Consider the following 14,904-nt stretch of genomic DNA (forward strand, 5'->3'; position numbering starts at 1 on the left):
GTTGCCGCAACTCTGGTGATCATCACGGGCGGAATCGACCTGTCGGTTGGCACTTTGATGACCTTCTGCGCCGTGATTGCGGGCGTAGCCCTGACTTATCTCGGCATGCCCCTTCTTTTGGGTGTTGCTGCAGCCATTGCAGCGGGTGCGTTTTGTGGTCTGTGTTCGGGCACATTTGTGGCCAAAATGAAAATCCCGCCCTTCATCGCGACGCTGGGCATGATGCTGATCCTCAAGGGTCTATCGCTGGTTATCTCGGGCACACGACCGATCTATTTCAATGACACGCCTGGTTTCGATCAGATCTCGCGCGGGTCTCTGATTGGAGAAATCGTCCCCTCGGTACCTATCCCGAACGGCGTGCTGATCTTGTTTTTGGTCGCGATTGCAGCATCCTATATCCTCAGCCGCACTGTTTTGGGCCGCTATACGTTCGCTTTGGGATCAAACGAAGAGGCGGTCCGCTTGTCGGGTGTCAACACCGACGCCTGGAAGATGCGAATCTACGCGCTGGCCGGGGGAATTTGCGGCATCGGCGGCATCCTGATCGCCTCGCGCCTGAACTCGGCACAACCCGCTTTGGGGCTGGGATACGAACTTGAGGCCATCGCGGCTGTGGTCATTGGCGGAACCTCTCTGTCCGGCGGGCGCGGCACGATCCTGGGAACGCTCATCGGCGCGCTTATCATGGCTGTCCTGACCAATGGGCTGCGCGTTCTGTCTGTCGCGCAGGAATGGCAGACCGTTGTCACCGGCGCGATCATCATTCTGGCCGTCTATGCCGACATGGCGCGGCGCAAAAAGACCGGGTGAACAATTTTTAGGACCAAAGAAGATAACGACCAACTGGAGGAGAATATCATGTTAACACGTCGTTTCGTTCTGGGGGTGCTCAGCGCAGCCACCCTCGCAGCTCCGGCCTCGATGGCCATGGCGGAAGAAATCTATATTCCGCTGGTATCCAAAGGGTTCCAGCACCAATTCTGGCAGGCGGTAAAGCAGGGCGCCGAACAGGCAGCCGAAGAGTTTGACGTCACAATCACATTCGAAGGACCGGACAACGAAACGATGGTCGACCGTCAGATCGACATGCTGGCCGCAGCACTGGCAAACAATCCAAAAGCCATCGGCTTTGCCGCACTCGACAGTCAGGCCGCCATTCCGTTGCTGAAGCAGGCAAATGACAAGGGTATCCCGATCATCGCTTTTGACAGCGGTGTCGACAGTGATATTCCTGTTTCTACTGCCACAACCGACAACCTAGCTGCAGCGGGGCTTGCCGCTGACAAAATGGCCGAAAAGATTGGTGGAAAAGGCAAAGTTGCAGTGGTAGCCCACGACCAGACCAGCCGCACTGGCATTGACCGCCGCGATGGATTTGTGAACCGCATTGCGGAAAAATACCCTGATATCGAGGTGGTCACCGTTCAGTACGGGCAGGGAGACCATCTGAAATCAACCGAGGTGACAAAAGCGATCCTCACTGCAAACCCCGATCTGGATGGTATTTTCGGCACCAATGAAGGCTCTGCCATTGGTGTCGTGAACGGGGTTCAGGAATTGGGCACCGAGGGCCTTGTCATCATTGGCTATGACAGCGGCAAAGCCCAAAAAGACGCGATCAAAAGTGGTCTGATGACCGGGGCAATCACCCAGAACCCGGTTGGTATCGGCTATGAAACGGTCAAGGCGGCCGTCGCGGCGATGAAAGGCGAAGAAGTCCCGGCCTTAATCGACACAGGCTTTTACTATTACGATGCTTCCAATATTGACGATCCGAAGATCGCGGCAGTTCTTTACGACTAAGAGCCTGACAGCTTAATACGGACCGGTTCGCCCGATCGGCGGGCCGGTATTTTTGTTTTACTGGGTTGCAACAATCATCTTTTCTGTTTGTGGCGTTTTCATGCTATCCTCTACGGGTTATTTTTTTGATGTTTATTGAAGGTTGAAATTCCGGTGAAAAAAAAGCCCAGCAACAAGACCTATGTCCTGCGTCCTCTGGAAAAATCCGATCTTGAGACAATTCTGCCCTGGTTTCAAAATGTAGAGGATTTAGCCAAATTCGAACGCGTGTCCCGCATCCCTCTTAATCTTGCACAGACAGAGGAAAGCTGGAGCGACATGTTCACCGGCTCAGCCATCGGCCGCAGGTGTTGGTTCGTTGTTGAGAATTCGGCGGGAAAACTGGTCGGCATGAGCGGCCTCGAGGGGATATCGCCGATCAATCGCGATGCTGTCGTTGCGATGTTCGTCGATCATTCGGTGCGCCGCCATGGGGTTGGTATCAGAGCGACGGCTTTGGTCGCCGATTTCGCCTTTCGACAACTGGGGCTGAACCGGCTGACGTCGTATTATAGGGCGGATAATGTCAGCAGCAGAGACTTGGTTGCCAGACTGGGGTGCCAGATCGAGGGGTCGATGCGTCAGGCCTGGTTTGCAGATGGTCAATTTCACGATATGGTTGTGGTCGGGTTGCTGAGCAGCGATTGGTTCGAAAACCGAAATTCACTGGCGAAAGAATTGGGCGGTGAAACCATCGTTAAGCTTGGCAATAATGCCTCGGATTGCTGGTGTTGGCCCCCGCAAGAGACTGGGTCGGACTAAGAGACGTTATTACCAATCATTTCAAATCTTTTTTTGTTATACAAAAGTTAGGGTTCGTTCAGAACTCAGGAATCGAGTACCGCCAGTGAATACAGTTAACCCGAATTCATCAATCACTCAGAAGCTGGGTGCAGTCTTATTTGCAGATGTCGTCGGCTATTCTCGCCTGATGAGTGAGAACGAACTCGACACCTACAACGCTTTGAAGACACTTCTATCGCAGATCGAAGCCGCATGTGCCCGTTATCAGGGGCGTGTTGTCGAAGTGCGCGGTGACGGCATCCTGGCCCTGTTTGAAACAGCGACCAGCGCGGTCGAATTTGGTGTTGAGCTGCACCAAATTTCTGCCCAGCACAACGATTCAGGATCAGATCAACAGCAAATCAAGTTTCGCGTTGGCATCCATCTTGGAGAGATCCTGATAGATGAGCGTGGAATTCATGGCGACAACGTCAACATTGCAGCGCGATTGCAAGAAATTGCGGAACCCGAGAGGGTCTATGTCAGCTCTGCGGTGTATGATCAGGTTTGTAACCGGTTGCGGTATGGGTACGAATTTCTCGGTCCGCAGCATCTGAAGAACATTCTTTCGCCGGTTTCTACCTACTGTGTCCGCAGCGAAGTTGCCGGTGCTACTTTGGCGGGCACCATGCGTCCCGACGCTATTGTCGATCTGTTGGAACGCCCGGACACTCCGTCGGTCGCTGTGCTACCGTTCAGCATCAGCGGCGGGGATGAGTCTGACGGCTGGATTGCCGATGGTCTGACCGACGACATCATTCTGAACCTTTCCAAATTCAGAAACCTTTTCGTCATCGCCCGAAACTCATCATTCTTCTTCAGGGCGCAGTCCATGCCACCGAAGGAAGCCGCAAGAAAGCTGAATGTCCGGTATATCGCCCGTGGCAGTGTGCGTCGCTCTTCCAGTCGAATCCGCATTACTGCGGAACTGGTCGATGCAAACACTGAACGCACGATTTGGGGTGAGCGATTTGATCGAAACATTGACGATATATTTGATATTCTGGACGAGGTGACTGAATGTATCGTCGCGGCCACGGCCGTAATGATCGAATCCCATGAGCGCCAAGTTATGGTTCAGGCCGTTCCTTCAGATCTGGAGGCATATGGCTCTGTCCTGCAGGGGCAGCAGCACATCTTCAAATACACGCGCAACGACAACCGCAAAGCACAGAATTTCTATCAATCTGCGCTGGAACGGGACGGCAACTATGCCCGTGCCGCCGCCGCCTTGTCCCGAACGTTGAATCTGGATTGGCGATACTCGTGGACCGAAGATCCAGGCAGTGCTTTCGAGCAGGCGCTGTCTTTGGCACAGCGGTCGATCGAATTGGACCCAACAGACGCACGGGGATTTGGCGAGCTGGGATTTGTCCATCTGTATCGCAAGGAACATAGTGCGGCGCTACAGTCTTACCAACGTGCTTTGGCTCTCAACCCCAATGATGCGGATATGCATTCGGATTTCGCCGATGCGCTTGCACATTCAGGGGAAAATGAGACTGCCATCACGCATCTGCAACAGGCCATGCGTCTGAACCCGTACTTTCCGGATCAGTATCTCTGGCACCTCGGCGGCGCCTATTACAATCTCAGGCGCTATGAAGATGTTATCGAAACCGTCAACAAGATGAACAATCCGACCGAGGGTCAACGGATGCTGGCCGCCAGCCATGCGCAGCTGGGCAACATGGATATGGCACGTATGATTGCTGAAAAGCACCGCGCCGCACACCCGAACTTTTCTTTGTCACGCTGGGCCAAGGTGCTGCCCGACCGTCTGGAAGACGACACGCAGCACTTTGTCGAAGGGCTGAAAAAAGCGGGATTTTAGAACGGAAAAAGGCGCGAGAACCCGCGCCTTCTTTGCTGACTTTGTCCGAAGATCAGTCGCCGCCGCGTACTTTGGCTCCGCTAACCTTGGCGCCACTGACCTTGGCTCCGCTGACTTTCGCGCCACTGACCTTGGCGCCACTTACCTTGGCACCGCTGACCTTTGCACCGCTGATAGCAGGGCTGTCAAAGCCAAAATAGAGGTCTAGAAGAACCTGTTCGAACTGGCCTGTCGTGACATCCATTCGCATGGTCTGATCGGACTTATCATAACTCCAGAACTTGATACCGTCAGCGACCTGATAGTCCGCCGCCGCAACACCGCCGATCGAAGGATCCGTGGGCGCGCGCGAGGCCTGGTTTGGTGGCTCGCCCTTCTTGGCGACGTCTTGACCATTGCCGTGAACCAGGAAAATCACCGGCTCGGGCAGGTCGTAGTAGGTGCCTTCATAGGCAAACCCGTAAATCTTGGCAAATTTTGCTTCGTCATTTCCTGAACTCGCGAGTTGCTCATCAAGATGTTTGTTGTTGCCTTTGCCTCTGCTTTTCTTTTTCGCAGGGTCGTAATCCAAATCGTCGATAACTCTGCCGTAAATCAACACTTCCGAAAAACTGAGCAAGGATTCCGCCATAAACTCATCTCCCAAATATGGGTTCATCACCCGAACCCCCTTCGATTAAATCCCGAGGATGACCGCATCGGTGTCTCCTCAAAAATCACCCCGCCTCTAAATGCCATAAATCTGCCGAAAAAAAAAGAATTTTGCTGTCATCAGTCTGGAACCTGCGTGCGGACGGAGTGTGCGTGACTGTCTTCATCGGGGTCCGGCAGCCGCGGACCGGCAGTTGCCACCCCGATATCACGCATCCGAAAGTTACCTTCGATGATCCGACGGAAGGCACCCCCGGTAATTTCCTGATCCACCGCCAGCATGGCCTTTTCGACACCGAAATAGCTGAGCATATCGGCGTCCAACATGCTCCAGGCGTCGGCCAGATAGGTGCCCAGGAAATCGCGCGCCTCCAGAAGTGCTACGCGGAATCCATCAGGGTTTTCGGCATATCGCTTGTCAAAAATACCCTGCATGACCGCGCTGTAATCGGGTGAATCCTCTAGCTGATCGGACAGATCTTCCTCGGCCTGTGTGATAAGGTCATGAACCAACAGGCGCTCATGATAGATGTCCACCAAAATGTCGAACATTGCACCTGTCAGTGGCTCGGAAAGTGCATGTTCACTGGACCATCCGGCAGCGAATTCCGATAGTGACCGGTTGTTTGCGGCCGTTCTAATCTGTGCATTTTCCGAAAGCTCGGCAAAGCGATTCAGCCGGTTGAAGCTGTAGAGATTGCCTTTGGTGTTTTCCAACAGCGCCTCTACCACCGAGCCAAAATGCAAAGAGGCCAGAAGCGCCACCATATCGGCGGCTGATTCATGGAACCCGTAATATTCACCCGAGACATCTCCGTCGGTGGGCATGCCCACGACGCTGTAAATGATTGAGTGGCCGATTTCATGTGCGACCACGTCGAAATTCAGGCTGTAGGGGCGATATTCGTCCCCGTGTTCGTGGGTGCCCCCGGTTTCAAGGAAACCCCAACCGATATGCGCATTGTCCAGGCTTGGCAGCAGCGACAGTTCCAGTCGGTCAAAATCGCGGGAGAAATGCCATGGGATTGGTCGGTCAAAATAGCCCTGCCAGACATCCATCGTGAAATGCGCCGAGCCAAACAGATGCGCTGCCTCAAAAGCCGGGTCCGACGGGCCAATATGGATAAAGTTACCGAACTCATCAGGCATTGCCGGGGGATGGATATATCCGTTCCAGGGCGGCAGATACATTCCCGGACCATCCGGTCCGGGCACGATGGCCCCATAGGGTGTAGTCTTTCCGACAGGGTTAACCGTGTACATGCGCGGACCCGATGGACCAGGGCCGATACTGCCCTGCGGGGCCGATATTTCGACTAGCTCAAGCTGGGGGTCCTCTTCCAGAAAAGGGGATTGCGGATACAGCAGAAATCGCGTTCCAGGCTCTTCTTCATCAAGGTGATCTGGTAAGTTCACAATACCCCCCTTTCAGGCCACGCCTCGGATCCGCCTTGGGCGGCTAGTCAACGGTACTATTTAATCCGGCATCCGCGTGACAAAACAAATACTCTGCTTCTATCAAATCAAAAAATGCTTCCCGCCCGGCCAATCCAAGTGAAACTGCATATGATTCAAGATCATCCGGCACTGGTTGGTCAAGCTGTGTTTCAAAATACCACATAACCATAGGTAGGCGCCCGCTTGCGGGACCGCCTCGGGCAGTCAATGATTCAGCTCCCCTTTGTGCCTTGCGATGGGCACGATCCCGCAATTCGGCATAGCTCCCGTCACGGCGCAACTCGCGCAAAAGCGATGACTCAAGGACCGAAGCCCGAGAGGTAATGTGGCCGTGCACCCGAGCAGCATCGGCCAGAATCGCCTCGTATTCCTCGACACTCAGATCATTCTCGTCCAGCCATGCCATCAAAGCGGCGCGGCGCGACAGGCCGGCTTTTTGCCGGTGCGCATCCATTTGTGCCATCAGGGCAGGGCGGTCGGGCTCTTCATCCCGCCGATCAGCCTCTTCCCGCGCCAGCAGAGTCAGCGCGGCCCGTTCACGCAGCCGCGTATACATGTCCGGGTTCAGCCTGACTTCGTCGATAACCGCCTGATCGGCCTTCTGATCGGCATCCACTCGGGCACGCAGCCCTTTCCACATCAGCGTTTCTTCGGTCGGTTGCTGCGTCGCCGGGAAGGGAAGTTCGTTTGCCAGATCTTCGGCCATACGCCCAAGCATCTCAATGGCATCACGTGCTTTTGCATCAACCTTGCCGTTTGGCAGCCAGTCCACAAAGCCCTGGATATCAGAAAGCCCGTTCAACGCGTCAATTATGTTGGGCCAACTGCGCTGACGATAGTTCATACCCTTGGCAATCTGCAGAACTTCAGCGGCACGTTCAGCGACCAACATGCCTAGATTTTGCGCCTCCTCAACCGTTGCTCGAACCGAGACCATGGGTTCGCTCAATGGCAAATAGCCCAATTCTGCCGGGCTGTGCAGGACCGCAACTTCGTCGTCATCCTGCAGGGTTCGGCTGTAGAAATCCTCAAAGATTCGACCCACGCCGATCATACCGAAATCAGCCAACTCTGCCGCGCGCAAAGCACCCATGCTGGCACTGCCATAAACGGGGATTCCCTGATCCATCGCCCAAAGAATCTCTTTATGCCAGACCGCCGGGACGCCCTCAAAAAAGCCGTCTATTATCCCGATCGCACGCGGACGATCACGTGCCACGCGATATACGTCCCCCTGCCGGACCGGGGGCAAGATCACAGGGTCCAAGCATTGGGCCACAGCATCGGCTGTCAACGTCGGGCCCACAAAAATAACGACACTCATCCGTATGTTTCCATTACACGCTGCGCGCGTTCCCCGGCGATGTAATCGGGGTCGTCATGAGGCGCTTCAAGCCCCGGTATGACAGCTCGGACAACGGCGATCTCATATTCCGGGCGCGATAGATCGACCGTGATCACCTGCGAAATACCTACAGTTTCGAGGCGGGTAGTCAGCAAGTTCAAATCCTCTTGGAATGATCCGGTGGCATATGTCGGAGCATTCGAAAAATCCTGCGTCGCGTCCGAGCTATCAATCTGATTGCGAATATAGGCACATCTTTCGGTCTGCGCCTGGTCAGTAAACTCTTCTGGGTCCAGATCATCACGCGCGCCAGAGATATAGGTGAGGCGGGTTTGTGCCGCTTCGGTCAGGGCCCGCAACAAAGCAATGGCGCGATCTGGATGGCAGCCATCACCGATACCGATGTGGCCGTTCTGCCCGTCCGGCTCGCAGATCGTACAGCGGAAACAGGCGATTCCGATGTCCGAGGTGGTGTCCCAGATGCCCAGGGTCAGGCCCGCCGCTTCAATCATGCTTATTGCGTCCTTGCACCTGTCATCATCTATAGTGTCTGGGTGGATCCGTGCTGGCGCGGACTGAAATTGCCACAGTGTGGTGGCATCGCGTTCGATGAGTTCAAAGATCGCATGGCAACTGGCTTCAAACAGGTTGTTGCCGGATGCCAAACCGTTTGTCGTTCTAGGAAAAGCAACCTGCCCACCCATCGGCAAAGACGTATAATCGGTATCGACCATCTCCATTGGAACCCAACGGGCGCAAGCGGAATTCAAATCCCGACCCTCTACCCACAATCTGTTCGCATCAGGATCAAATCGGCCACCAGTCACCCGAGGTAGCTTATCAACATCCACCACCGGCGCATCGCGCGCTATATCGGTAAATCGTGCCAGACGTTGAGGCGCCGTTACCCGTTCCGCGTGCCAGCTTTCGATCGCTTCCATAACCCCCGACGCTTGCGCGGCCGGGACTGACAATCCTTTGCCGAGCGACACCGAAACCGATCGTGAATTCGGGCGCGCAACCATGACCGTGGGCAATCCGATACGATCCAGGCCGGTTAAGTTCGCTATTCGAGTAATTCCCATTTCACGCAAATAGGGCGTTACGATTTCCAATGTTTGGCTGGGGCTTCGCAGGCGATGAGTATCAAGCACATATTGCTTTTCCGATACGTCAGACATGATGCAACCTTGCCAAAAACAAAAGAAATTGGCCACCAGGCGAAAATACATGCCGGTGACCGGATCAGCTCAGGATGGGGGATGATTTCATATGGGTCAACTCTGCCGCCCATAATTGTCTCAACACGACAATCTACTTGCTGGACAATGATAAGCGCGGGCTGAACCAACTGTGTCCAGCAGCCAGCACCTAGAATCGAATTGCAGCAACGATATTCAAAGGATGTCGCATTATTTTAACATAATCTTCATTCTGCGTCATTTATAGCGAGACCGGAAACCCAAAATGTTTCGAAAAGCTGTCAGAAGCGCGCCTTCTTTCGTGCGAAGGTCCCAGGGCAATCGGGAAAGTTGCTCTATTGGGTCTAATTTATAAAATATAATCAATGCAATACACTGAACTATGGTGCGGGTGGAGGGACTTGAACCCCCACGCCTTGCGGCGCCAGAACCTAAATCTGGTGCGTCTACCAATTTCGCCACACCCGCACGACCAGCAGCAGCTGCCGGAATGCCGCTCAATAGCAAAGCTTTTGAACGAGTGCGAGAGGGAAATTGTAGTTTACACGAAGAATATTGATGCCCGTTTCAGAACAAACCCAACCTCTGCTTAGAGGCACCACACGCCCCGAAAACATATGAAAGACCGCACGACCACACCGACCGGAAAGGCCAATGGACTTTCAGCTGACCAAGCTTTGCCTGACGCCGCCCAAAACAGAAATCTCGCAGACCAGGTAGCCCCCAAAAAAGACTATGTGAAACATAGCGTCCTGTTAAAATTCACCATTGATGAACCTGCCAAATTTAAACACCCTCACGTTGTGCCGTGTTGTTGTTGCCTTTCCCGAAAGCGCACTTTGTTTGGGCGATGGATTCTGTCTCATGACAAGATTTTGCCAAATATGGAGCTGACCACATGTATGTAAAACTATAATTTAATAAATAGTTACACCCCATTTGGAGACCAGCTATCAAATTTGGCAGGCTGTGAACTTCAGCCGATATGCTCATATTTTTATACGCTTTTTAGTTTAGTAGTGGGCCCGGGCAACTCCGCAGCCATACTTGCGCCACAATTCAAACGCCAAAAAATCTTATTCGCGTCAAAATAAGACCGCCTTGCCAGTAGTTGATGGGTGGAAAGGAGTTAATGAGTCTTTTGCCTTCGGGCGTCTTACCAGTTCGTTCGCTCAACTCCAGTACAAGGGTCTTTACCATGACCAACATGATGAACTCTGCATCTGCCGAGCAAGACGCGATTGGTCTTGCACGCGAAAGTTTTCTTGGTGAACTCAAAACCCTGAATCGCGAACACCCGAATACCGGGTTTGGCATCTCGCTGCGTACGCATTCTGGCGGGCATTATTTGCTTGCCAATTCCCGAATGCCCCTGCCCGAGGTCAAATCCCAGGGTTTCCCAACAGGGCGCAGTGTTGCGTGCCTGGAAAATAGCGACTGCTTCAGCTCGATCGAAGTGCTGGCCGATGCCCGCGCATATGAATCGATCACACCAAGCGCCGAAGCCGCAATTTTGGGCAACGCCCTGAACCTGATCGCCCGGATTGATACGCTGACTAGCGCACCTCACGGGCAGATCGAACCTCATATCGCCGCTACAGGAACCGGAGGCTAACCATGGCGCGTAACGATCATCTTTTGTCTGTTGGAAACGAAGCGCTGACCCCAATGACTTCGGCCATGTCGGCATTGACGACACAGATTGACCAACTGACAGAGGTGGCGGACGCGCGCTCTTCGGCACGTCTTGCGACGCTCAAGACACGCATGGAGAATTTCACTGCCAGCGTCACGCTGGTCGGTCAGGTCAAGGCGGGAAAATCTTCGCTTGTGAACATTCTGTCCGCACGCCCTGCCTTGCTGCCTTCGGATGTGAACCCCTGGACCTCTGTGGTTACCACGCTGAACATCAACACCAGAACCCAGGGTGATACAAAATCCCGGTTCACTTTCTTCGAACAAGAGGAATGGGACAATCTGATGGTTGGAGGCGGCCGGCTGGGAGAGCTGGCCAATCGGGCCGGCGCCGACGATGAAATGGACGATATCCGCCGTCAGATCGGCGAAATGAAAGCTAAGTCCGAGGAACGACTAGGTAAGCATTTCGACCTGATTCTGGGGCAAAGCCATCAATACGACTATTTCGATGAGGAACTGATCCAAAGGTATGTGTGCCTGGGTGATGAAGACGACCCGGACATCAACCCCAAGACCGGTCGTTTTGCGGATGTGACAAAGTCGGCTGAGCTGTACATGGACATCCCCCAGTACCCGATTTCCCTCAAGCTGTGCGACACACCGGGTGTAAACGATACGTTTATGGTGCGTGAACAGATCACCCTGCGCAGCCTGCGCGGGTCCGAAGTCTGCATTGTGGTTCTGGCAGCCAGTCAGGCTCTGACCACAATGGACATGGCGCTGATGCGGATCATCGCTCAGTTCGAAAATCGTCAGATTATCCTGTTCGTTAACCGAATTGACGAACTTGCAGATCCGGTCACCCAGGTTCCTGAGATTCGGGATCGGATTCTGGACACGCTGAAACAGAACAATATCGACACCAAGGCAAGTGTCGTGTTCGGCAGCGCCCTGTGGGCCGAGGCCGCGATAACTGGCAATCCCGATATTCTGTCTGAGGAATCCCGGAAAGCCCTGAACACGTTCTATCTGGCGGCCGGGTTTGGCGATCAGGCCCCGTCACTGGACAAGATTTGGGCGTTGTCCGGTTTGCCCGACCTATTGCTGGCGATGAATGAACGCATTGCCGAAGGCGCAGGAACTCGACTTCTGGACCGTGTACGCCACCGGGCGCGCAACATCGCCAGTCAGATCCGGGCGACCGCCGTGGCCAAAAAACTATCCGACAGCGAAGGGATCGTGCGAGAGCTGAACGGGGTAGCACCCGAAGACGCCGTGGCCGAGGTCAACGCAGAATATGAAAAGAAGGCCGCTGAGCTTACTGCTTCCTTGCGCGCGAAAGTGCTTGAGCGTCTGAGCTCGGCCGAAGCCAACTTTGTCAAACGTGCCACCGATTCTCTGATCGCGCATCTTGAGCAAAATGGCGAGCAAGGAACGTGGCAGTACGATCCTGCCGGGCTGCGGACCTTGCAAAAAGCGGCCTATTTTAGCTTTGCCCGGTCGATGCGCAAAGAAGTTGGTGCGTTGTATTCAGCGGCAGCCGCTGACATCGAAGCGTTGTATCAAAGCTTGCTGGGCAACCATCTGGGAGAGTTCAGCATCGAGGCACCAATCGTCCCGCGGGTACCACCTCCACTGGGTATCGGACGCACGATTGCCCTGGACTTGCAAAGCACATGGTGGCGCCGCTGGTGGCAACGCCGCAATGGTTTCGAGGCCTATGCGGCGGATTATACGCGCCTGATCACATCAGAGGCGAATTCGATCACCAAGGATATCGAAGAAAACCAGATTGCAGCAGTTCTTGAAAATGTCCGCGCCGCCCTTTCCGACTTTATGCGCGAGCAAAAGGAGACTCTGTTGAACATTTCGGCCTCAGCCGAAAAGGACCCCGGTCGCAGTGCAGCGCTGATGGAGGGGCTGGCCCCTCAGAAATCCCGCGACGATATCCTCGGCGATATCCTGAAAGATCTTAGTAACGAGGCAGCATAAGTAGCGATATGGCAAAAGATTCACAAACCCGCTTCGTCTCTTCAAAAGCATGGGACCGCATTGAGAAATGGTCCCGCAGGAAACCTGTTTTTGCACTTATGGGGGAATTCAGCGCCGGCAAATCAACCTTGATGAACTTTCTGCTGCGCTCGGAGGCACTGCCTACACAGGTTACAGCCACACAGCTGCCACCAGTTTGGTTCAGTTGGGGTAGAAGGTCGGCCTATGTACAACGCCCTGACGGAACTCGCGAAAACATTGACCTGGACCAGCTGGAACAAGTCGGGGTGAATGATGCCCAGTTTATTCGCATATTTCTGGAATCCGACATTCTTGAAGCCGTCGACCTGATTGACACTCCGGGTATTTCCGACCCCAAGATTTCTACTGATGTCTGGCGACGGGCTGTCGGTCAGGCAAATGGCGTTATTTGGTGTACGCACGCCACGCAGGCATGGCGCGAAACGGAACGGGCAACCTGGGTTTCCCTGCCCGAACGGTTGCAACATAATTCATTGCTGCTGGTCACACGTGCAGACGTTTTGGATGTCAAGGATCGCCAAAAGGTCCTTCGTCGTGTGAACCGCGAAGCAGGTCACCTGTTCAACCGTTCGATCCTGTTTTCAGCCCGTGATGCCATCATGGCCCGCGACAAAAGCGGGGACGCCGAATTGTGGACCCGCAGTGGCGGTGGCAAGATGGTCGACAGCTTCCTTGAAATCACAGAACTGATCATGGACAGCCGCGCTCATCAGCTGGCGCGTTATCAAATTGACACCAGCTTGTCCGATGCTCCTCAGGTACACCCGCTGCGCCCGCGGCGCAATTTCTCGAATGTACAGGGAACCGCTCCGCTGAAGCTAGTAAATCCGCTGCATGAGGGAACAGAGCCCGAGGTGGTGACACAATTCCCCGTGCGCCCTGCCCGGGTCGAACTGCGCCCTGATGAGGTTGAACGTGCCCCGCGCATTGACCCACAAGAGGCCGAACGTCTGCGCGCCGACATGACCTCGGGCGCCGAGATCGTAAAAGAAGAAAAAGAAGACGAATTGCGGGCGTTCTTCCGGGAGACCACTCCCGAGGACTCGGACGTTGCCGATCTGTCCGTTGCTCCTGCCGAGGATGATGAAACAGACCCACAGGCCGTATCCGTCATTGATGAAACTGATATTGTTGAAGTTCAGTCACTTTCTGCGGAAGTCGAAGTTGCTGAAGAAGAAAACCTGTTCAGTGACGAAGACGAAGCTGACACATTCATGGCCTCTTTGGAGGACCAGCTTACAGATGTTCCGGAGCCCGAAGAGACCACTCAGGCAGAGCCGGAAGAAACCCCGGTTGAACTTTCCGTGTCCTCGATCACAGCGTTGATGGCTGAACAATCGGATGATGCCGAGGATGAGTTCGAACCAGAGCCGGAAACCAATGGCCTGGTGAACACTCAGGTTGTCGCCCTGCCAGAGAGCAGACCGGAAATCGCGGGCTCGTTTGAAGACATTGTGAACGTGTCCGTCGACACCCCGCTTAGCGCGGCGGCGATGTGGCGCGAGGTCACGGATGGCGAAGACATGCCCACCAACCCAGAAGCGTTGAAGAAGGTATTTCAAGCATTTCTTGAGGAGTTTGACCAAATCACGGCCGAACACAATGCGCGAAAATCAGATAACGCGGTAAGGCCCATGGCCAATACCTCTGAAGACACGGGTGTTGAACGACATGTACTTTAGCGGTGAGAAACCTAGGAGACAGGGCAACTGATGTCTATCGAAACAGCATTAAACGATGCGATGGCGACCATACCCGACTGCATAGCAGCCGGGTATGTCGACATGAAGACAGGTATGTTGCTAGGCACCCATGTCACAGACTCGGAAAGTGCCGAAGCCTTGGATACTCTGGCCATTGCGGTGGCCAACCTTTTTCAGGGGCACGGTGTGATCGCGTTTGAGAATCTGCTGCGTTCGACCGACGCCGACGATACGGAAAATCCTGGGTTTGGCGAAATCGCAGTGTTTTCAAAGGATCGGCTGAATATTTTCCTGCGGACCCCGGACTACCCGGACCATGTGGTCTGCTACATCTGTCGCGACAGTGCCAATGTGGGGCTGGCGCTTACTAAATCGCACATAAGCCTGGGGCCGGTTACGGCCGCTGTATAA

Annotated in this window: 12 protein-coding genes and 1 tRNA gene; 8 read left to right on the forward strand and 5 right to left on the reverse strand. The window is 54.3% G+C overall.

What is annotated here, in order from left to right; all coding sequences use genetic code 11:
- From AC2FLB_RS07985 to AC2FLB_RS08000, 4 genes are all read left to right on the forward strand, one after another.
- The coding region (locus AC2FLB_RS07985; protein WP_496709007.1) for an ABC transporter permease at nucleotides 1-813 on the forward strand (813 nt) is incomplete at its 5' end.
- Nucleotides 814-861: 48 nt separating this feature from the next.
- The gene (locus tag AC2FLB_RS07990; RefSeq protein ID WP_271948847.1) at nucleotides 862-1,806 is read left to right on the forward strand and encodes an ABC transporter substrate-binding protein; all 945 of its coding nucleotides are present in this window, start codon (nucleotides 862-864) and stop codon (nucleotides 1,804-1,806) included.
- 153 nt (nucleotides 1,807-1,959) lie between these two features.
- On the forward strand, nucleotides 1,960-2,607 hold the full coding sequence (locus AC2FLB_RS07995; RefSeq protein ID WP_246097210.1) for a GNAT family N-acetyltransferase: 648 nt from the start codon (nucleotides 1,960-1,962) through the stop codon (nucleotides 2,605-2,607).
- Nucleotides 2,608-2,692: 85 nt separating this feature from the next.
- Nucleotides 2,693-4,462 (forward strand): adenylate/guanylate cyclase domain-containing protein, encoded by a 1,770-nt coding sequence (locus AC2FLB_RS08000; protein WP_281286267.1) that lies wholly within the window; start codon nucleotides 2,693-2,695, stop codon nucleotides 4,460-4,462.
- Between the two features lie 52 nt (nucleotides 4,463-4,514).
- Here the strand turns inward: AC2FLB_RS08000 and AC2FLB_RS08005 are convergent, their stop codons facing one another.
- The 5 genes from AC2FLB_RS08005 to AC2FLB_RS08025 form a co-directional block, all read right to left on the reverse strand.
- The gene (locus tag AC2FLB_RS08005) at nucleotides 4,515-5,120 is read right to left on the reverse strand and encodes a hypothetical protein (RefSeq protein WP_496691609.1); all 606 of its coding nucleotides are present in this window, start codon (nucleotides 5,118-5,120) and stop codon (nucleotides 4,515-4,517) included.
- A gap of 113 nt (nucleotides 5,121-5,233) precedes the next feature.
- Complete coding sequence (locus tag AC2FLB_RS08010) at nucleotides 5,234-6,529, reverse strand: gluzincin family metallopeptidase (RefSeq protein WP_496691610.1); 1,296 nt, start codon at nucleotides 6,527-6,529, stop codon at nucleotides 5,234-5,236.
- Between the two features lie 43 nt (nucleotides 6,530-6,572).
- Complete coding sequence (locus tag AC2FLB_RS08015; protein ID WP_496709008.1) at nucleotides 6,573-7,895, reverse strand: TfuA-like protein; 1,323 nt, start codon at nucleotides 7,893-7,895, stop codon at nucleotides 6,573-6,575.
- Complete coding sequence (locus tag AC2FLB_RS08020) at nucleotides 7,892-9,097, reverse strand: YcaO-like family protein (RefSeq protein WP_496709009.1); 1,206 nt, start codon at nucleotides 9,095-9,097, stop codon at nucleotides 7,892-7,894. Before AC2FLB_RS08020 ends, AC2FLB_RS08015 begins: the two co-directional genes overlap by 4 nt.
- A gap of 404 nt (nucleotides 9,098-9,501) precedes the next feature.
- A tRNA-Leu gene (locus AC2FLB_RS08025) sits at nucleotides 9,502-9,586 on the reverse strand.
- Nucleotides 9,587-10,316: 730 nt separating this feature from the next.
- Between AC2FLB_RS08025 and AC2FLB_RS08030 the strand changes: the two genes are divergently transcribed.
- From AC2FLB_RS08030 to AC2FLB_RS08045, 4 genes are read left to right on the forward strand one after another with little or no spacing between them, the layout of a single operon-like run.
- Nucleotides 10,317-10,733, forward strand: coding sequence for a hypothetical protein (locus AC2FLB_RS08030; RefSeq protein ID WP_142636441.1), 417 nt, complete (start codon nucleotides 10,317-10,319; stop codon nucleotides 10,731-10,733).
- A gap of 2 nt (nucleotides 10,734-10,735) precedes the next feature.
- Nucleotides 10,736-12,748 (forward strand): dynamin family protein, encoded by a 2,013-nt coding sequence (locus AC2FLB_RS08035; protein ID WP_496709010.1) that lies wholly within the window; start codon nucleotides 10,736-10,738, stop codon nucleotides 12,746-12,748.
- A gap of 8 nt (nucleotides 12,749-12,756) precedes the next feature.
- Nucleotides 12,757-14,472 carry a dynamin family protein gene (locus tag AC2FLB_RS08040; RefSeq protein WP_496709011.1) on the forward strand — a complete coding sequence of 572 codons (1,716 nt, stop codon included), beginning with the start codon at nucleotides 12,757-12,759 and terminating at the stop codon, nucleotides 14,470-14,472.
- A gap of 30 nt (nucleotides 14,473-14,502) precedes the next feature.
- On the forward strand, nucleotides 14,503-14,904 hold the full coding sequence (locus AC2FLB_RS08045; protein ID WP_496691615.1) for a hypothetical protein: 402 nt from the start codon (nucleotides 14,503-14,505) through the stop codon (nucleotides 14,902-14,904).

This window comes from Ruegeria sp. CDSA236 (assembly GCF_059611285.1).

Coding starts and splice junctions, on each gene's coding strand:
- AC2FLB_RS07990 (WP_271948847.1), top strand. CDS start 862: ATGTTAACACGTCGTTTCGTTCTGGGGGTGCTCAGCGCAGCCACCCTC.
- AC2FLB_RS08005 (WP_496691609.1), bottom strand. CDS start 5,120: ATGAACCCATATTTGGGAGATGAGTTTATGGCGGAATCCTTGCTCAGT.
- AC2FLB_RS08015 (WP_496709008.1), bottom strand. CDS start 7,895: ATGAGTGTCGTTATTTTTGTGGGCCCGACGTTGACAGCCGATGCTGTG.
- AC2FLB_RS08020 (WP_496709009.1), bottom strand. CDS start 9,097: ATGTCTGACGTATCGGAAAAGCAATATGTGCTTGATACTCATCGCCTG.
- AC2FLB_RS08030 (WP_142636441.1), top strand. CDS start 10,317: ATGACCAACATGATGAACTCTGCATCTGCCGAGCAAGACGCGATTGGT.
- AC2FLB_RS08035 (WP_496709010.1), top strand. CDS start 10,736: ATGGCGCGTAACGATCATCTTTTGTCTGTTGGAAACGAAGCGCTGACC.
- AC2FLB_RS08040 (WP_496709011.1), top strand. CDS start 12,757: ATGGCAAAAGATTCACAAACCCGCTTCGTCTCTTCAAAAGCATGGGAC.
- AC2FLB_RS08045 (WP_496691615.1), top strand. CDS start 14,503: ATGTCTATCGAAACAGCATTAAACGATGCGATGGCGACCATACCCGAC.